The 19930-nt window shown below is 32.6% G+C and carries 16 protein-coding genes; 6 read left to right on the plus strand and 10 right to left on the minus strand.

The features are described 5' to 3' along the window. The first annotated feature begins 20 nt into the window (after nucleotides 1–20). Nucleotides 21–470, plus strand: coding sequence for a nucleoside deaminase (locus B2989_RS02230; RefSeq protein WP_292943511.1), 450 nt, complete (start codon nucleotides 21–23; stop codon nucleotides 468–470). Nucleotides 471–609: 139 nt separating this feature from the next. On the opposite strand, the gene B2989_RS02235 is transcribed toward B2989_RS02230, so the two are convergent. From B2989_RS02235 to B2989_RS02265, 7 genes are all read right to left on the minus strand, one after another. Further along, complete coding sequence (locus B2989_RS02235) at nucleotides 610–849, minus strand: hypothetical protein (RefSeq protein WP_145005906.1); 240 nt, start codon at nucleotides 847–849, stop codon at nucleotides 610–612. Nucleotides 850–892: 43 nt separating this feature from the next. Next, on the minus strand, nucleotides 893–2674 hold the full coding sequence (locus B2989_RS02240) for a chloride channel protein (protein WP_292943516.1): 1782 nt from the start codon (nucleotides 2672–2674) through the stop codon (nucleotides 893–895). 46 nt (nucleotides 2675–2720) lie between these two features. Then, complete coding sequence (gene aspS, locus B2989_RS02245) at nucleotides 2721–4475, minus strand: aspartate--tRNA ligase (protein WP_292943519.1); 1755 nt, start codon at nucleotides 4473–4475, stop codon at nucleotides 2721–2723. A 94-nt stretch (nucleotides 4476–4569) separates the two neighbouring features. After that, a complete protein-coding gene (locus B2989_RS02250) occupies nucleotides 4570–8082 on the minus strand; it encodes an efflux RND transporter permease subunit (protein ID WP_292943522.1) in 3513 nt (1170 codons plus the stop codon). Between the two features lie 12 nt (nucleotides 8083–8094). Then, nucleotides 8095–9264: an efflux RND transporter periplasmic adaptor subunit gene (locus tag B2989_RS02255; protein WP_292943525.1), complete on the minus strand. Its 1170-nt coding sequence runs from the start codon at nucleotides 9262–9264 to the stop codon at nucleotides 8095–8097. Nucleotides 9265–9289: 25 nt separating this feature from the next. Then, nucleotides 9290–10597, minus strand: coding sequence for a TolC family protein (locus tag B2989_RS02260; RefSeq protein ID WP_292943528.1), 1308 nt, complete (start codon nucleotides 10595–10597; stop codon nucleotides 9290–9292). Continuing rightward, nucleotides 10597–11205, minus strand: a complete 609-nt coding sequence (locus B2989_RS02265; RefSeq protein ID WP_292943531.1) for a TetR/AcrR family transcriptional regulator — start codon at nucleotides 11203–11205, stop codon at nucleotides 10597–10599. Before B2989_RS02265 ends, B2989_RS02260 begins: the two co-directional genes overlap by 1 nt. Before the next feature lie 127 nt (nucleotides 11206–11332). On the opposite strand from B2989_RS02265, the gene B2989_RS02270 reads away from it, so the two are divergent. Then, the gene (locus tag B2989_RS02270; protein ID WP_292943534.1) at nucleotides 11333–12307 is read left to right on the plus strand and encodes a polyprenyl synthetase family protein; all 975 of its coding nucleotides are present in this window, start codon (nucleotides 11333–11335) and stop codon (nucleotides 12305–12307) included. A 9-nt stretch (nucleotides 12308–12316) separates the two neighbouring features. Continuing rightward, on the plus strand, nucleotides 12317–12667 hold the full coding sequence (locus tag B2989_RS02275) for a hypothetical protein (RefSeq protein WP_292943537.1): 351 nt from the start codon (nucleotides 12317–12319) through the stop codon (nucleotides 12665–12667). Nucleotides 12668–12692: 25 nt separating this feature from the next. On the opposite strand, the gene B2989_RS02280 is transcribed toward B2989_RS02275, so the two are convergent. Both B2989_RS02280 and B2989_RS02285 read right to left on the minus strand, forming a co-directional pair. Continuing rightward, on the minus strand, nucleotides 12693–13184 hold the full coding sequence (locus B2989_RS02280) for a c-type cytochrome (protein ID WP_292943540.1): 492 nt from the start codon (nucleotides 13182–13184) through the stop codon (nucleotides 12693–12695). A 97-nt stretch (nucleotides 13185–13281) separates the two neighbouring features. Continuing rightward, the gene (locus tag B2989_RS02285; protein ID WP_292943543.1) at nucleotides 13282–13827 is read right to left on the minus strand and encodes an alpha-ketoglutarate decarboxylase; all 546 of its coding nucleotides are present in this window, start codon (nucleotides 13825–13827) and stop codon (nucleotides 13282–13284) included. A gap of 116 nt (nucleotides 13828–13943) precedes the next feature. Between B2989_RS02285 and B2989_RS02290 the strand changes: the two genes are divergently transcribed. From B2989_RS02290 to odhB, 3 genes are read left to right on the plus strand one after another with little or no spacing between them, the layout of a single operon-like run. Then, nucleotides 13944–16700 carry a 2-oxoglutarate dehydrogenase E1 component gene (locus tag B2989_RS02290; protein ID WP_292943546.1) on the plus strand — a complete coding sequence of 919 codons (2757 nt, stop codon included), beginning with the start codon at nucleotides 13944–13946 and terminating at the stop codon, nucleotides 16698–16700. A gap of 17 nt (nucleotides 16701–16717) precedes the next feature. Continuing rightward, nucleotides 16718–17092: a DUF3887 domain-containing protein gene (locus tag B2989_RS02295; protein WP_292943549.1), complete on the plus strand. Its 375-nt coding sequence runs from the start codon at nucleotides 16718–16720 to the stop codon at nucleotides 17090–17092. A gap of 25 nt (nucleotides 17093–17117) precedes the next feature. Then, entirely contained in the window at nucleotides 17118–18368 is a 1251-nt protein-coding gene (gene odhB / locus B2989_RS02300; protein WP_145005945.1) for a 2-oxoglutarate dehydrogenase complex dihydrolipoyllysine-residue succinyltransferase, read from the plus strand. 860 nt (nucleotides 18369–19228) lie between these two features. On the opposite strand, the gene B2989_RS02305 is transcribed toward odhB, so the two are convergent. Next, on the minus strand, nucleotides 19229–19870 hold the full coding sequence (locus tag B2989_RS02305) for a response regulator (protein ID WP_292943554.1): 642 nt from the start codon (nucleotides 19868–19870) through the stop codon (nucleotides 19229–19231). Nucleotides 19871–19930 lie beyond the last annotated feature (60 nt).

A 19930-nucleotide genomic window follows, 5' to 3' on the forward strand; every position in this document is an offset into this window, starting at 1 on the left:
TTAATAGTCAACTTTCTGATATGATAAACCCATACGACGATACTTATTTTATGAAAAAGGCACTCCAGGAAGCGGAAGAAGCTTTTGATAAAGGCGAAATTCCGGTTGGTGCTGTAATTGTTATTAAAGACCGCATTATTGCTAGAGCCCATAATTTAACAGAGCTTTTAAATGATGTTACTGCACATGCCGAAATGCAAGCTATTACTGCTGCTGCCAATTTTTTAGGTGGTAAATATTTAAAAGATTGTACGTTGTATGTGACTTTAGAGCCTTGTCAAATGTGTGCAGGTGCTTTGTACTGGAGTCAGATTTCTAAAATTGTTTATGGTGCAAGAGATGAGGATCGTGGTTGTATTGCATTAAATACAAAGCTACATCCTAAAACTAAAATGGAAGGTGGTGTTTTGGCTGAGGAAGCATCAGCTTTATTAAAGCGCTTTTTTATTGAAAAACGAAACTTAAATTAATAGATTGTTGTTAGCGGTTTAGTGCATTAGGGATAGAAACGACATCCTTTTTGTTTTACTAAAAAAAACAAAAAGATACAGTGGATAGCCCGACGCTTTGTAGCTTTTCAGCGGAAACGGGTAATGCCCAAATAAAACACTAAAATCGTCTTTTATCCCCTTCTTTTTTACGCATGTCTTCTATTTTTTCTTTGGTTAACATGTATTCTTTGGCGTCTCTATCTTTCCATCTGTGGTAAGTAAATAATGGGATGACCACAAAAAACAAGCCTAAAACACCAAAACCAATTAGCTTTTGTCCATAGTCAACTTCTAGCCAATAGCCACAAATAATACTAGCAACTGAGGCGATAAATGATAATGCGATGATGTATTTCATGTTTTAAAAGACGTTATTTTTTGTAAAGATATAAAATGCTTTACTAAGTGGTGGTGTAGTTAATTAATTGACGTCTGTAAGCGGTTAATAATTTAGATTTTGAAACAAATCCAAGATACTTACCATCTTTAATTACTGGTAAATTCCATGCGTTGGAATCTTGGAATTTAGCCATTACGGTTTTCATCGAATCTGTTTTGTAGCCTATAATATCTGGTGGATTGTGCATGAGGTCTTCGACTAAAGTAGTGTCATAAAGTGTTTGATTAAACATGATTTCTCGGACATCATCCAACAGAATTATACCAACTAAAGCTTTGTTTTTATTAACCACAGGAAATAGATTTCTAGTAGATTTTGCAACACCTTTATGTAACATATCGCCAAGCGTCATGTTTGGATTTAGTTTTACAAAATTAGTTTCTATTACACTATCTAGAGACATTAGGGTTAGTACACTTTGATCTTTATTGTGTGTTAATAACTCGCCTTTTAAAGCTAACTCTTTGGTGTAAATGGTAAAATCTATCGCGTTTTTTTTAATTATAAAAGACATAGATACTGCTATCATTAATGGGATAAACAGCTCGTATCCACCAGTGATTTCGGCAATTAAGAAAATGGCAGTTAATGGCGCATGTAGCACACCTGCAATTAATCCAGCCATACCAATTAAGGTAAAGTTGGTCTCGGACACATTAAACCCTAAGCCTAAATTGTTGATTATTTTGGCAACCACATTACCCAATGCGCTACCCATTACCATAGTTGGAATAAATATTCCTCCTGCTCCACCAGCCGCAAAAGTAGTAGTCATGGCTATGGCTTTAAATACTGTTATACCAATTAATAATCCAATAACGACCCAAATATTATCGTTTAAATGGTCAAAAGGTGTTGTGCCTAAAGCTGCCAAATGGTTTCCTGCTAATAGGTTGTTTATAAAGCCAAACCCTTCTCCATATAATGGTGGAATAAAATATAACATGACACCAATTGCTAATCCACCAATTATTAATTTTATTAATCTAGATTTAAAACGCTCGAAGAATTTTAAAATATAGAAATACATTTTAGTGAAATAAATTGAAGCAAATCCAGTTCCGATACCTAAAGCTACGTAAAACAGAGTGTCTTTGATTTCGAATTTATCAGAAAAATTAAAGTTGAATAATAAGTCGTCACCTAAAAAAAAGTATGACGTTAATACGGAAGAGACTGATGCGATTAATAATGGTAATAATGAAGCAAAGGTTAAATCCAAACTAAATACTTCAACCGCAAAGATGATTGCTGCAATTGGTGATTTAAATATAGATGAAATGGCACCTGCTGCTGCACAACCAATTAATAAAGTACGTGTTTGTTGATTAACATGAAACAGCTTACCTAAGTTAGAGCTGATTGCAGATCCGGAAGCAATAGCTGGTCCAAGTAATCCAACAGATCCTCCAAAACCAACAGTTAGAGGTGCAGTTATTAATGGAATGTAAATTTTGGAACGCTCTATCAGTCCACTACGTTTTGATAATTTAAACAATATGGAAGGTATGGCGTGTTCTACCTTTTTTTTAGAGACATATTTGGTAAATAAATACACTAAAAACAAACCAAAAACAGGTAGTATAAAATAGACTTGGTTTTTAGAAAACACGACTAGGTTATCCAAAGCACTTTCTATTGTAAACGTTATGTTTCTTAGTGTTACCGCAGCTAATCCCGCAAATAGTCCAACCAATCCACTTAAAATATAAGTGAAGTTTTTTTCGGAGATGTTTTTAATTCTCCAGATAAAAAAACGTTTATGTAATGGTTGCTTTGGCATTAATTAAATGTAATAAAAAATCCTGCAATTTGCAGGATTTTTATTTTTATGATTGTAAATCTAATTTAAGATTTAATTCTTTTAATTGGGCATCATCAATTGGGGCAGGAGCATCAATCATGACGTCTCTACCGGAATTGTTTTTAGGGAATGCAATAAAGTCTCTAATGGTTTCTTGACCTCCAAGAATAGATACTAATCTATCAAGACCAAAAGCTAATCCACCATGTGGAGGTGCGCCATATTCAAAAGCATCCATTAAAAATCCAAATTGAGCTTTGGCTTCTGCTTCGCTAAATCCTAAATGTTTAAGCATGATAGCTTGTGTTGCTTTGTCGTGTATACGTATTGATCCACCACCAATTTCGTTTCCGTTAAGGACTAAATCGTATGCGTTTGCTTTTACGTCTCCAGGGTTAGTGTCTAATAATTCTATTTGACCTGGTTTTGGTGATGTAAATGGATGGTGCATAGCGTGGTAATGACCAGTTTCTTCATCAAGCTCCAATAATGGGAAGTCAATTACCCATAATGGTGCAAATACTTTAGGGTCACGTAACCCTAAACGTGTTGCTAATTCCATACGTAACGCACTTAATTGTGCACGCACTTTATTAGTGTCTCCAGAAAGCACACAAACTAAATCGCCTGCTTTTGCGCCTGTTTTTTCTGCCCATTTAGCTAAATCGTCTTGGTCAAAAAACTTGTCTACAGAAGATTTGAATGTTCCGTCGTCATTACAACGCGAATAAATCATACCTAAAGCACCAACTTGTGGACGTTTTACCCAATCAATTAATTTGTCAATTTCTTTTCGTGTGTATGCATTTCCGCCAGGAACAGCGATACCAACAACTAATTCAGCATTATTAAAAACACCAAAGTCTTTATGTTGTGCAACGTCATTAAGTTCTCCAAACTCCATTCCAAATCTAATGTCTGGTTTGTCGTTTCCGTATAAACGCATCGCATCGTCATATAACATGCGTGGGAATTTGTCAACCTCCACACCATTTACTTCTTTAAGTAAGTGACGTGTTAAGTTTTCAAATACATTTAAAATATCTTCTTGCTCTACAAACGCCATTTCGCAGTCAATTTGCGTAAATTCTGGTTGTCTGTCCGCACGTAAATCTTCGTCTCTAAAACATTTAACAATCTGGAAATATTTGTCCATTCCTCCAACCATAAGCAATTGCTTAAAGGTTTGTGGTGATTGTGGAAGTGCGTAAAACTCACCTTCGTTCATTCTAGAAGGCACTACAAAATCTCTTGCTCCTTCTGGAGTAGATTTGATTAAGTAAGGTGTTTCAACCTCAATAAATTCATTGTTTGATAAAAAGTTTCTAACCTCTTGTGTTACTTTAGCTCTAAAAATCAAGTTGTTTTTTACCGGATTACGTCTAATATCAAGGTAACGGTATTTCATTCTGATATCTTCACCACCATCCGTTTTATCTTCGATAGTAAAAGGAGGAAGTAAAGATTCGTTTAGAATGTTTAATTCCGAAACTAAAATCTCTATATCTCCAGTTTGGATATTAGGGTTTTTAGAAGCACGCTCAATAACAGTTCCTTTAACTTGTATAACAAATTCGCGACCAAGCTTTTGTGCTTGTTCCATTATTGCTTTTGGTGTGCGTTCCTCATCAAAAATAAGTTGCGTTATTCCGTAGCGATCACGTAGATCTACCCACATCATAAACCCTTTATCTCTTGATTTTTGTACCCAACCTGAAAGGGTAACTTCTGTATTTATATGTGATGCAGTTAACTCACCACAGTTATGACTTCTGTACATAATAGTTTATTAGAAATGCAAAAGTAAAAAATCCGAAGTAAAGACTTCGGATTTTTTGTTTAAATCATTTAAATGTATGTACTAAACTGAAAATTTACTCTTCAATTGCAGTTTCTAATTTAATATTGTCTTCATTTTTGTCTGAAGAAAATTTATCTCTTATCCACATTTTTAATTTAATTGATAAGAAAAATAATATTGGAACAACTATTAATGTTAGGAAGGTTGCGATTAATAAACCGTAAATAACCGTCCATGCTAGTGGTCCCCAAAATACTACGTTATCTCCTCCCATGTATATGTTAGGATTAAGATCTGCGAATAGTGTAAAGAAGTTAATGTTTAGTCCAATTGCTAACGGTATTAATCCAAAAATGGTAGTAATTGCTGTTAGTAATACTGGTCTTAAACGTGCTTTTCCTGCATTTACAATACTTTCAAATAGGTCTTCATTTGTAAGATACTCATCTTCATCTAAATCTAATTTTGCTTTCTTTCTGTCAATAAGAAGTTGGGCATAATCTAATAATACCACACCATTATTTACAACAATTCCGGCAAGCGATATAATACCAACCATAGTCATCATAATAACGAAAGAACTTTCTGAGATTACTATACCACCAAATACACCAATAAAACTAAGGAAAATAGCAATCATGATTATTGTTGGTTTTGAAACCGAATTAAATTGAAATATTAAGATAAAAAAGATTAATCCAAGTCCAGTAAAAAAGGCACCAACTAAAAATAGCATTTGCTTATTTTGCTCTTCAATTTGACCTGTGTAGTCTATTTTGATGCCTTTAGGTAAGTTTTCAAAACTTTTCATTTCGTTTTGAATTTGACTTACAATAGCAGCAGCATCTGTAAAACCTGGCGATAGAGCAGAGTAAACAGTTACAACACGTCTAGTGTCTTTGTGTTTAATAGCACTAAAACCTGAGTTGTTTTCGTATTTAATAACCGCAGAAACTGGTACACTTTTTATTTGTCCTGTATTATCTCTAAACGTAATGTTTTGATTAAATAAAGCACTTTTGTTATATCTGTTTTCTTTATTAAAACGAACATAGATATCGTAATCGTCACCATCTTCTTTATAAACACCTGCTTTAGATCCAAAAACTGAGCTACGTAATTGCTGTCCAACTTGCGCTGCACTAATACCTAGTTCTCCTGCTTTTTCTCTGTCTATAGTTACACGCATTGTAGGTTTGGCTTTGTTTACATCAATCTTAAGCTCGTCAATACCTTGAATGTTTTTGGTGTTAATAAACTCACGCATTGTTTCTGCTGTAGCAATAAGTTCATCATAATCTTCACCTTCAATTTCAATATTTATAGGCGCTCCAGCAGGAGGACCATTAGCATCTTTTTCTACCGAAATCAATACTCCTGGAAAAATACCTACTAATGCTGTTTGTACTTTTTGTCGTAAAACTTCACTGTCTTCGCCACGTCTAAATTTGTACTCACGCATAGAAGCAGTAATTTTAGCTTTGTGAGGCATTTCTGCAGCAGATCCACCATCGGTTTGCGGATTTCCTGCACCTTCACCAACTTGAGATACTGTGCTTTCTACTAAATAATTGTAGCCATCATCCATGTAATGGTCATCATTTAATACAGTAAATACACGTTGTTCTATCTCTTTGGTAATCGCATTTGTTTTTTCGATAGCAGTACCTTCAGGATATTCTATATAAACAATAATCTGATTTGGTTTGTTATCTGGGAAAAATTCTACTTTTGTTCGTTTAGCACCTAGTGACATACCAAATGCCACAAATGAGGCAATAAGTAGTAAAAAGGTACCAATGCTTAATAGGTATGGTTTTCTTCCTGATAATGCAGCACGTAATTTACGCTCGTACCAGTTTTCTAAATTAACTAAAGCTTTGTTTTGGAAACTGTTTGCCCATTTTCTGATAAAGAATCGGTAAGCCCAAAGCATAACAGCTGTAAAAATCATTACAGTACCTAAACCTCTGTATGCTCCTCCAAAAATTAATATTAATATCCCGATGATAGCTATGATAGAGGATGTTTTAATGATTTGCTTTAATGGCATATCTTTATCCTCAATAGTCATGTATTTTGATACTAAAACCGAATTGAAAAAGATGGCAACAAATAAAGAGGATCCTAAAACTACGGATAATGTTATAGGTAAAATTTTCATGAATTCTCCCATAATTCCAGGCCATAATCCTAAAGGAATAAAGGCTGCTACTGTTGTAGCTGTTGATATGATAATTGGGAAAGCAATTTCGCCAATACCTTTTTTAGCAGCTTCAATTCTGCTCATCCCTTCGTCCTCCATTAAACGGTATACGTTTTCAACAACAACAATTCCGTTATCCACTAGCATACCAAGTCCCATAATAAGACCAAAAAGCACCATGGTATTTAAACTTTGACCTAATAATTGTAATATCATTAGCGACATAAACATGGACATTGGTATTGCAAAACCAACAAATAATGCGTTTTTAAATCCTAAAAAGAACATTAAAACCGTAACAACTAATATAACACCAAAGATGATGTTATTTACTAAATCATCGACTTGACCAATGGTTTTTGAAGATTGATCGTTTACTACAGTAACAGTTAAATCTGGAGGAAATACATTGTCTATTGCATCTGCAACAATAACCTGAATTTGCTCTGCAGCAGCAACCATGTTTTTACCAGCACGTTTTTTAACGTCTAGCATGACTACAGGATGACCATACTCTCTAGCAAATGTTGTTTTATCTTCTTCTTTAAAAGATACTGTTGCTAAATCTTTAAGGTATATTGAGTTTCCATTTTCTGCTTTTACAACAAAGTTTTCAAGCTCAGTAGGTGTTTCAATTTCACCTAAAACTCTAATAGTACGACGCTGTCCACTTGCTTTTAAGTTACCAGCAGACATCGTTAAGTTACCATTGTTAATAGCGCCAATAATATCGTTAAAAGTAACTTGTGCTGCCATCATTTTATAAATGTCTACAGCGACTTCAACTTCTTTTTCTTGAGCGCCACGAATGTCCGCTTTTTTAATTTCTTGCAGATTTTCTATTTCATCTTGAAGATACTCAGCATATTCTTTTAGTTTTTGAATAGGGTAATCTCCAGAAATATTAATGTTTAAGATTGGCATTTCTTCTGAAAGGCTTAACTCAAACACATCAGGTTCTACTTTTGCACCATTAAAGGTAGGCCAATCTTCGCCAGAAGTTTCTGTGTCAATTTCATCTTTTACTTTTTGTTTGGCTTGATCTACGGTTAAACCATCATCAAACTCGACTATTAATATCGAGTAGTCTTCTTGCGATGTTGAGGTGATTTCGACAACATTACTAACCGTTTTTAATTTATCTTCTAAAGGATCTGAAATTAATTTTTCAATATCCTCTGCAGTGTTTCCTGGGTAAATAGAACTAACGTATATTTTAGTTTCGTTTACTTCCGGAAAGTTTTCTCTTGGCATGTCAAAAAACGCAGAAATCCCTAAGTAAAAAATTACTGCAATTAGGACATACATCGTGGTTTTATTATTTATTGCCCATGATGATAAACCAAATTCTTTATCGACTTGTTTTTTCTTTTTAGTCATTATTTAGTTGGTTTAGTATTTAATTACTTTAACAGTTTGTCCATCCTTTACACTACGTGCACCTTCTTGGATTAACTCGGCTCCATTTGTAATACCTTCTAAAACCTCGATCACATCACCTTGTGTTTTTCCGGTTTTAATAATTACTTTATTTACGGTTCCTTGATTATTATCCTTTTTATCTTTTACGATGTAAACATATTGTTCTCCTTCAGCATTTTCAGATATAATGCTTTGTGGTACTAAAATAGCTTTAGGGTTAGTGTAATCATTTATTTTAAGCTTTGCAGTTAAGTTAGGTTTGATAGTTTTGTCCTTGTTTGGTACAGCAACTTCAATTTTAAATGTACGGTTAGCTACGTTAATAACATCACCTGCTTGACGGACTTTAGTGTCAATGGATGTTCCTAAAACTGGAAATTGAACAGTAACATTTTTTCCTTGTACTACAGTAGGAATATAGCTTTCTGGAACATCTGTCTCGATATACATATCGTCTAGGTTTACAATTTGCATTAAAGGTGTTTGACCTGCTCCAACAACACTTCCTTTTTCTGTAATTACGTCATCAATAGTTCCTGAAAACGGAGCTCTAACAACGGTTTTACTAAGTTGTTTTTGTAATTGGTTTATAGCTTCTTCTTGTGCTTCGTAGGATGATTTAGCCTGTAGGTATTGGATTTCGCTACCAATTTTTTGATTCCATAATTTTTGTTGACGCTCAAAAGTTGTTTTAGCTAATGCAGATTGTATTTTAAGTTGCGCTAATTGCTGGCTTAATCCACCATCATCAATTTTTGCTAAGGTTTGTCCTTTTGACACACGTTGCCCTTCAGTAACATAAACGTTTGTTAAAATACCACTATACTCTGGTGTTATAACCAATAGGTTTTTAGTTGTTACGTTACCTTGAAGCTCCAATACGTGATCAAAAACTTCTTCTTTTGCAAGGATTGTAGTAATTAAAGGAATGTTTTGAGTAGTATCTAAAGTTTTAATTCTTTCGTCTAATAATTTTATTTTAGAATGAATATCTTCTTGTTCAGATACTAATTCTGCACGTTTAGTACGAATGTCTTCTAAATTATTTTTTTCTAGAATTTTTTCTACTGAGTTTTTTTTGTCTCCTCCACATGAGGCTAGTAAAACAGCTATAAAAGAAAGCGTTAATATATGTTTCATAATTAATATTTTGTAGGATTGATGATTAGTTAGTTGTGTTTAGTAAAGTTTCTAGTTCTGCTTTTTTGGTAATTACATCTAACATGGTTTGAAGTAACTCTTGTTGTGCAGTATATAATTGCGTTTGCGCTTGTCTAAGTTCAAAACTAGAACCAATTCCTTCAAAAAATTTGGTTTGATTTTTAGTTTCAATACGCTCTGCAAGTATTAAATTTTCTTTTTTGTTTTGATAATCTTCAATAGCAAATTGGTAATCGCTTTTTGCAGATTGAATTTGAAGATTAAGCATTTGTTCAGTTTCGGTAAGGTTTATTTCAGCCTTTTCTAAATTTATTTTGGCACGTTGTGTCGCTGCATTACGCATGCCAGAGCTAAATATTGGAACATTTAAACTTACTCCAAATATGGAAGATCCAAACCATTTCTCGTTAGTGTTTGTAAAGTTAAATGACTCTCTGTTACCTGTGTAACCTCCATTTATAAATGCGCTTAAACTAGGTAATGCTTTGCTTTTTTCTAATTTAACTAATAATTCTTTTGTTGTTTTATCGTTTTCTGCAATTTTATAATCAATGTTATTTTCTACATTGTTTTCAGAATCTAAAAGTTGAATAGTTATGTTTTGAAGCGCAAGTGTGTCCAAATTTTCAGTTAAAACTATGTTGTCATTAATAGGCTTTCCTATGGTTAAATTTAACATCTGATAGGCTAAGTCTTTTAATCTTGTAGTATTGTTTAAGGTGCTTTTTACACTTGATAATGTTATTTTTAGTTGCTCGACACTTTCTTCTTCTTCTAAACCGTTTTCAAAAATCTTTGTGATATCGTTTAGATTTTTTTCTAAAACACTTATGTTTTTTTCTAAGATAGCAACGCTTTCTTCTGCTAACAGCACATTTCCGTAGGCGTTGATAACAGCTTTTCTTACCTCTAAATCAGTTTTTGTTTTTGCGTTTTTAGAAATTTCTAAATACACTTTAGCAGACTGTAATCCTACTAAATAAGAGCCATCAAATAATAATTGACTTAGGGTAGCAGTACCAGTTAGTGTATGCTGTGATCCAACTTGTATAATTTGATCACCAAAAACAAATACATTACGTTTTAATGCATTTTGGTAATCAACGGTTGCATTAAGTTGAGGTAAACCTGTAGCAGTAGTTTCCCATTTTTGTTTGATTGCAGCTTCAATGTCTAACGCTGCATTTTTTGATGACCTGTTATTTTCTAAAGCATAATTAATAGCTTCTTGTAAAGAAAACTCGGTTGGAGTTTCTTGAGAATAAACGATAGATGTTAGTGCTAAACTAAATGCTAATATTAGTTTTCTCATTAGTTAAGGGTGGTTTTGTTAATAAATTTATTAAGTGTAAGTAGTCCGTTTTCTGTACAAATGGCTCTAAGGTGGTATTCCAAATAGCTTTCCATTAAATATTCCATAGTAAATAGTTTGGTAGGAAAAATGTTTTCGTCTTTAATTCCAGACATACCATTAAAATACATTCTTGAAATAAAATCGACATCAATGTTTTTTCTAAACAAACCTGTTTGTACACCTTTTTCCATACTTTGTTTAACCGACACGTACATTTTTTCAAATTGTTTAAGGTGTAAAACACTGTATATCTGAGGGTAGTATTTTTTTAATTGATATTGAGGTGATGCTTTTTCGTTTTTTAAAAAGGTCATTACAAACATTTTAATGTCGTATAGCTCCTCAATAGGATTAAGTGATTTGTTTGAAATGCAATCAATGCCATCACAAATGTTTTCAAACATGTGCGATGTGGTTGCTTCTACTAATTTTGTTTTATTAGCAAAATGCTGATAAATTGTTTTTTTAGAAATACCTAAAGCATTAGCAATGTCATCCATTGTAACGCTTTTAAAACCAAGTGATAAAAACAACTCGGCAGATTTATGTATAATTTTGTCTCTCATAATTTCGTGCAAATGTACAATAGGAAACTTTAAAAACAATAAAAGTTTCCAAAGTTTTAATTATTATTTAACATTGGACTTTTGCTAGACAATAGTTTGTTAGCAGTATTTGCTTTATTTTTGCAGGATGCAAAACATTTTATTTTATCAGTCTGCATTTACAGACTATTTAAAAGACTATTCGTCGCCAAAACAACCAGAAAACTTATATAGTCCAATACACTATATATTGCAATTAGGTGGTAAACGTTTAAGACCTGTGTTAACATTAATGACAGCAGAAATTTTTGGAATAGATTATCAAAAGGCATTAGATGCAGCATTAAGTGTAGAGGTGTTTCATAATTTTTCGTTAGTACATGATGACATTATGGACGATGCGCCTTTGCGACGAGGTCAACAAACAGTGCATGAAAAATGGGACCTTAATACTGGTATTTTATCTGGAGATGCCATGTTAATCATGGCTTATCAGTTATTTGAAAACTATAAACCAACAACATTTCAGGCGTTAGCAAGACTGTTTAGTAAAACAGCTTTAGAGGTTTGTGAAGGTCAGCAATATGATGTTGATTTTGAAACCAGAGACGATGTTACTATACCTGAGTACTTAAAAATGATTGAGTATAAAACAGCTGTTTTAGTTGGTGCAGCCATGAAAATGGGAGCGATAGTTGCCGAAACTACTGAAGAAAACCAAAATAACATCTACCAATTTGGAAGATTATTAGGAATTGCTTTTCAATTGCAAGACGATTATTTAGATGCATTTGGTGATCCAGAAACCTTTGGTAAACAAGTTGGTGGAGATATTATTGAAAACAAAAAGACCTATTTATACTTAAAGGCTTTGGAGTTTTTAAACAAAAAGGATAAAGTAAAATTAGAACAATTATTTTCTGTACAATTAGATGATAATTCTGAAAAAATTGAAACTGTAAAACAATATTTTATAGATTCTAAATCTGCTGAAGCAACTCAAGAAGCTATAAAAAGTTACACTAAAAAAGCATTTGATGTGTTAGATGTTTTAACAATCTCTGAGGATAAAAAAGAATTGCTTCGCGAGTTTGGAATGGGACTAATGACTAGAACGGTTTAAAACAAGTACATGACTTTACCTGTAACTTTTGAAGATTTAATTGTTGAAGCAAATAACTTACAACTTTATAAAAAGTTAGTGTTGCAACTTAATAAAGATTTTTTGTACGCAAATATTGATTTGGATTTTGATGAAGGCATCTTGCCAACAAGTTTAAGGCTAATATTACATGAAACAGTATATAAACTGATTCAAGAAAAATTTGCCGAATATTTAAATCTACTTTATATAATTGACGTGTCAGAAGACGCTATCAAAAAATTAGATGGTAGTGATACGTTGCAATTGTCGGACGAGGTTACTTTTTTAATCTTAAAAAGAGAATGGCAAAAAGTATGGTTTAGACATAAATATTCGTAAAAGTTTAAACCATACTTTAATGTGTTTAAAGTGTTCTAAAGTATTCCAAAACAGCGCGTGCGTCAGCTTCTGTTAGTCCTTGATTAATCATAGGCGTATTATTATATTCTTTTAATAAATCTTTAGCAATTGGATCGTTTTTTAGCATCTCTTCAGGATTTAAAATCATATTCATAACCCATTCTGGAGTACGTCTTTTTAAAATGTCTTTTGGTGCTGGACCAATAAATTTTTTATCAGATCTATGACATGCTGTGCACATTTTGTCGTAGACTTCTTTTCCTAGAGAAACCATTTTAGTATCTATTTGATCAGGTAAGGTTAGTGTTTTTATTGGACCTATTCCTTTGTTAGTTAGGTCTACAGTGCTTGATGCTGTGTTTTGTTCAGGATTTGATTCTACTTTAGACGAAGGTGGACGCTTATAGCTAAAATTGTCTTTAGCTTTTTTCTCATTGCCACCACAGCTTATTAACACAAAACCTAATACTACAATAATTAAATTTAATTTTGACATGACTTTATATGTTTAAATTTTATCAAAAATAAAATTTAATTAAAGCCTAAAAGGTGACTTAAGTCACCTTAAAATATAAAATAAATTGTATTTAAGTTTAAAAGAAGACTCTTACAAATGGAACAAAAGCATTTGCATAAACACTGTCGTTTTCGTCATAAAGTAAATCATATCTTACTCCAAAAGTAACATTGTTAGTTCTATAACCAGCACCAACAAATAAAGCAGGTACCCAATAGTTCCGATCTGCATTGCTTGCAAAAACACCTTCAAATTTTTGATTAACGTTAAGCTGTTCAAACTCGGCAGATAATTGGATTTCTTGTAATGGATTAAATAATCCCATAATACTTCCTCCTAATATTGTTGATTTGTAAACGTTTTTATTCCTATTGTAGGTTCCGTTTAATCCTACACCTAAGGCAAAAGTATTATCAAATTGATAAATAGCACTAGGTGCTAAAGTTGCACTAAAAAAGTTATTTCCAGTACTTAAACCTAAGCCTCCTCCAAAACGTACATTTTTCCAAAATTCACTTTTTTGTTGCGGTAAATTATCCTGTGCATTACTAAAAGTGAGGAAAAAACATGAAAAGATTGATAAAACAATAATTTTATGTCGATTTAGAGTGCTGAATTTCATAATTGTTAATTTAGATTTTTTAGAATGTTATAAATATAATAAAAGCATCTTTATATTTAGTAAAAGTTGTATTTTTGATAAAATTTTGTTGAAGCGAACACGTCTTAAAGAAAATAATGGATAAATACTCCTTTTTAAACGCAGCACATACAGCATACTTTGCTGATTTATACGAACAATATACAATAAACCCTGACTCTGTTGAGCCTAGTTGGAGAGCCTTTTTTCAAGGTTACGACTTTGGATCTGAAAATTATGGACTTGAAGGCGAAATTGTGGAAGGTGTTTCTAGTCAAATACCAGAACATGTTCAAAAAGAATTTCAAGTCGTAAAATTAATAGATGGTTATCGTAACAGAGGGCATTTATTTACCAAAACCAATCCTGTTAGGGATCGTCGTAGATACGAGCCTACACTGGATTTGGAGAATTTTGGATTGTCTCAAACCGATTTAGATACCAAATTTAATGCTGGTGATATTTTAGGTATTGGAGCGCAAACGCTAAGAGAAATATTAAAACATTTAAACAGTATCTATTGTGATGCTATTGGTGTTGAATATATGTATATAAGAAAACCTGACGAAATTCAGTGGATTCAAAATAAACTAAATATCAACGATAATCAGCCTAATTTTTCTGGAGAGCAAAAAAAGCATATCCTTAAAAAATTAAATGAAGCGGTATCGTTTGAAAGCTTTTTGCATACTAAATATGTTGGACAAAAACGTTTTTCTCTAGAAGGAGGAGAGTCTTTAATTCCTGGTTTAGATGCTGTAATTGAAAAAGCTGCTGAGCTTGGTGTTCAAGAATTTGTAATGGGAATGGCACATAGAGGTCGTTTAAGTACATTAACAAATATATTTGGAAAATCTGCAAAAGATATCTTTAGTGAGTTTGATGGTAAAGATTACGAGCAGGAAGTATTTGATGGAGATGTTAAGTACCATTTAGGTTGGACAAGTAACCGTCAAACAGATAACGGTAAAAAAATAAATTTAAGTATTGCGCCTAACCCTTCACATTTAGAAACTGTCGGAGCAGTAGTAGAAGGTATTGTTAGAGCAAAACAAGACACATTATATAGTGACAACTTTAGTAAAGTACTACCAATAGTAGTCCATGGTGATGCTGCAATAGCTGGTCAAGGTTTAGTTTACGAAGTTGTACAAATGGCACAATTAGATGGTTACAAAACTAACGGAACCATTCATGTTGTTGTAAATAATCAAGTTGGATTTACAACCAATTATCTAGATGCAAGATCAAGTACGTATTGTACAGATATTGGTAAAGTAACATTGTCACCAGTATTACACGTTAATGCAGATGATGCTGAAGCAGTAGTGCACGCAATGTTATTTGCATTAGATTTTAGAATGAATTTTAAAAGAGATGTCTTTATAGATTTATTAGGATACAGAAAATATGGTCATAATGAAGGTGATGAGCCTAGATTTACACAACCAAAACTATATAAAGCTATTGCTAAGCATGCTAATCCAAGAGATATTTATGCAGACAAATTAATTGCGCAAGGTATTATTGATAAGGATCACGTTAAACAATTAGAAAACGATTACAAATCTAGTTTAGAAGAAAAACTAGAGGATTCCCGTAAGGAAGACAAAACTATAATTACGCCTTTTATGGAGGAGCAATGGAAAGATTTTACTCAGGTAGATGAAACCATTATGATGCAATCTGTGGATACTACAACATCTTCAGATAAGTTAGCAGCAATTACTAAAGTAATCTCTAACTTACCAAAGGATAAAAAGTTTATCAGAAAAATAGAACGTTTGATTAATGATCGCCAAACTATGTTTGACGAAAACAAATTAGATTGGGCTATGGCAGAGCATTTAGCCTACGGAACATTATTAGACGAAGGTTACAGTGTGCGTATGTCTGGCCAGGATGTAGAGCGTGGAACATTCTCTCATAGACATGCTGTTGTCAAAGTAGAAGATAGCGAAGAAGAAATTTTATTATTAAACCAAGTAAGTGACAAACAAGGTCAATTTCATATTTTCAACTCATTATTATCAGAGTATGGCGTTGTAGGTTTTGATTATGGATACGCTATGGCTAGTCCTAATACATTAACAATTTGGGAAGCGCAATTTGGAGATTTTAGTAATGGTGCACAAATCATGCTGGATCAATATATATCTGCAGGAGAGGATAAATGGAAAACTCAAAACGGGTTAGTCATGTTATTACCTCATGGGTATGAAGGACAAGGTGCAGAGCACTCTTCAGCACGCATGGAGCGTTACCTACAGTTATGTGCTAAGGATAATATGTTTGTTGCAGATTGTACAACACCAGCAAACTTTTTTCACTTGCTAAGACGTCAAATGAAAACTAATTACCGTAAACCATTAATTGTATTTACACCAAAAAGTTTACTACGTCATCCAAAATGTGTTAGTACTGTAGACGAGTTTGCAAACGGAACATTCCAAACACTAATTGATGATACAGCTGTTCAGGCAGATAAAGTTAAAACATTAGTGTTATTAACTGGTAAATTCTATTACGATTTAGATGAGGAGCGTGAAAATTTAAACAGAGAAGACGTTGCTTTAATTAGAATAGAGCAGTTATTTCCTTTACCAACAACACAAATTAGAGAAGTATTAGCCAAATACAAAAATGCAGAAGACATTGTTTGGGCACAAGAAGAACCAAGAAATATGGGAGCTTATGCGCATATGTTAATGCATCTAGACGAAGCTAAAACATTTAGATTAGCTTCAAGACGTCCTTATGGTGCACCAGCAGCAGGTAGTTCTGTACGTTCTAAAAAACGTCATAAAGAAGTTATAGATTTTGTATTTGATAAAACAAAAAATAACCAGCGATAAACTATAAATTTATAAACATGAAAAAGTTACTTTTAATACTAGCACTCTTGGTATCCTGTTTAGGAATAGCACAAGAAAAAGATAACTATAAAAATGCAGTAACTAGTTTTCAAAACCATTATAATAATGGAGATGTTACTAGTATTTTTAACATGTTTGATAATAATTTTAAACAAGTTTTAACCCTAGAAAAAACAAAAGCATACTTTACAAAAGAGATAAATATGGAAGCTTTAGGGAAAATTAAATCAATTGAATATAAAGACACAGTTCGTTCAGGAAACAATTATACAATTACTTTTGATAAAGGTGTTTATAATGGGTATTTCCTATTAGGAACGGATAATAAGTTTGAATTTATTCAATTAGATTTAGCAAAAAAACAAAAATAACACAACAATATAAAGTTACATTACGATGATTTTAGAAATGAAAGTGCCTTCTCCAGGCGAATCTATCACAGAGGTTGAAATAGCAGAATGGTTAGTTCAAGATGGTGATTATGTAGAAAAAGACCAAGCAATTGCTGAAGTAGATAGTGATAAAGCAACTTTAGAGTTGCCTGCAGAAGCAAGCGGAATTATTACGCTTAAAGCTGAAGAAGGAGATGCTGTCGCAGTTGGTCAAGTTGTATGTTTAATTGACACAAGTGCAGAAGCACCAGCAAGTAGCACTTTTGAAGGTGGTGATGAAGGCGGAAACACAAACGCTGAAAAAGATTTAGCTAAAGATCAAAAAGCAACACCTAATACTGATGCAGCTAAGGCTCCTAATCCAGCAACAAAAACGTATGCTTCTGGTACAGCAAGTCCAGCAGCTAAGAAAATATTAGCTGAAAAGGATATGGATGCATCATCCATAGCTGGAACAGGAAAAGATGGACGTATCACTAAAGAAGATGCAGTTAAAGCGGTACCATCTATGGGAACTCCAACTGGAGGAGATCGTAGCTCGACTAACACTAAAATGTCAATGTTACGTCGTAAAGTAGCAGAGCGTTTAGTTGAAGCAAAAAATACAACAGCCATGTTAACTACGTTTAACGAAGTAAACATGTCTCCAATTTTTGCATTAAGAAACGAGTATAAAGAAACTTTTAAAGCTAAGCATGGTGTTGGCTTAGGATTTATGTCCTTTTTCTCATTAGCAGTTGTGCGTGCATTACAGATGTATCCTGCAGTTAACTCTATGATTGATGAAAAAGAAATGAAAACTTTTAACTTTGTAGATATAAGTATAGCTGTTTCTGGACCTAAAGGATTAATGGTTCCAGTAATTAGAAATGCCGAAAATTTATCTTTCAGAGGTGTTGAGTCTGAAGTTAAACGTTTAGCACTTAGAGCTAGAGATGGTCAAATTACTGTAGATGAAATGACAGGTGGAACGTTTACTATTACAAATGGAGGTGTATTTGGAAGTATGTTATCTACTCCTATAATTAACCCACCACAAAGTGGTATTTTAGGAATGCACAATATTATTGAGCGTCCTATAGCTGTTGATGGTAAAGTAGAAATACATCCTATGATGTACGTTGCTTTATCTTATGACCACAGAATAATTGATGGTAAAGAAAGTGTAGGTTTTTTAGTAGCTGTTAAAGAAGCATTAGAAAACCCAACAGAATTACTAATGAACAATGATGTTAAAAAAGCTTTAGAGCTTTAGTAAACATAATAGTTTTATAAAAAAAAGGGAATAACTAAATGTTGTTCCTTTTTTTTACATCTATTTTTTAAAAAAAATAAAAATATTAAAAGCAATTATAATGACTGCTAGTATAATAATACAAGCAGCGATTATACGGTTTTGCTCCTGTGTTCTCTTTTCTAAATCCATAATTTTAATTAATTAAAAACTCTGCACCATTACAGCGCAGAGTTTTCTTTAAATAATTCTCCCTAAGAACTAATTAATAGCATTGTAAAGGTATAATGTACAAAGGACATATGAAATACGTAGAACTACGTATTTTTATTAAGGTCTAGCATAAAAAAAAGCTCCAAAACAAAATGTTGCTTTAGAGCTTTCTCAATTTCCCTAAAAATTGATTTAATAGCACTGCTAAGATAAAAGATATTAATAACGTGTGAAATACGTAGAACTACGTATTTTTATTTGAGTGAATTCCCAAAAAAAACTCCAAAACAAATTAATGTTTTAGAGCTTTCTCAGTTCTTCATAAATTGATTAATAGCAGTGCTAAGATATAAGTAATAATTGAGGTGTGAAATACGTAGAACTACGTATTTTTATTTAAGTAGATTGCATAAAAAAAGCTCTAAAACAATTAGTCGTTTTAGAGCTTTTACCAATTTTCCCTAAAAATTGATTTAATAGCACTGCTAAGATATAAGTAATAAATGACCTGTGAAATACGTAGAACTACGTATTTTTTTCAGACTTTATTATATTAAAAAAGCTTTAATTGAGATATCAATTAAAGCTGTAATTGTCCGTGTTTGTTGTGAAAGTTACTTGTTTTTAAAATAAAATGAAGTAAGCTAACAATTATTTTACGTAAAAGTCTACGTGTTTTTAATAAGGTCTTTATTCATATTAGCCCATAACATAAGCTCGTTATGCGATTTTTTTAAGTCTAATTTTTTTACAATATTACTTCTGTGCTTTTCAATCGTTCTAGTAGAGCTGGCTAATTCTTTTGAGATCTCGGCAGAGGTTAATTTATCAGACAGTAACTTAACCACCTTTAATTCGGTAGGTGTTAATATTTCTAATAAATTAGAACTAGAAAAACTAACTTTTGAATTTAAGTATGAGGCAATCTCTTCGCTAAAATAAGCTTCATTTTTTAATACATGCTTAATACAGGTTTCTATTTCTTCAACCGCAAATTCTTTTAATATATAACCATAAACATTACAAGCTCTAGCTCTATCAAATAAATGTTCTTCGTTATCAAATGTAATTAGAATAATTTTGGTATTTAATTCGTTTTTAAAGCAAGCTTCAGCTACTTCTAAACCTGTCATTTTTGGCATCCTAATGTCAAGTAAGGCTAAATCTGGTTTTAGTTTTACTATTAAGTTGTAAGCAGTTTGTCCATCTTCGGCACTTCCAATTATTTTAAATCCTCTAGAGGTAATAAAATCAGATAATCCTCTAAGCATTAAAGGATGGTCATCTGCTATTACTATTGATGCTTTCATATTATGTGAGGTCTTTTAGAGGTTGGATTTTGGTAATTAAAATTATAAAAAAATAAGCTG

The organism is Olleya sp. UBA1516 (assembly GCF_002323495.1).
GTDB lineage: Bacteria > Bacteroidota > Bacteroidia > Flavobacteriales > Flavobacteriaceae > Olleya.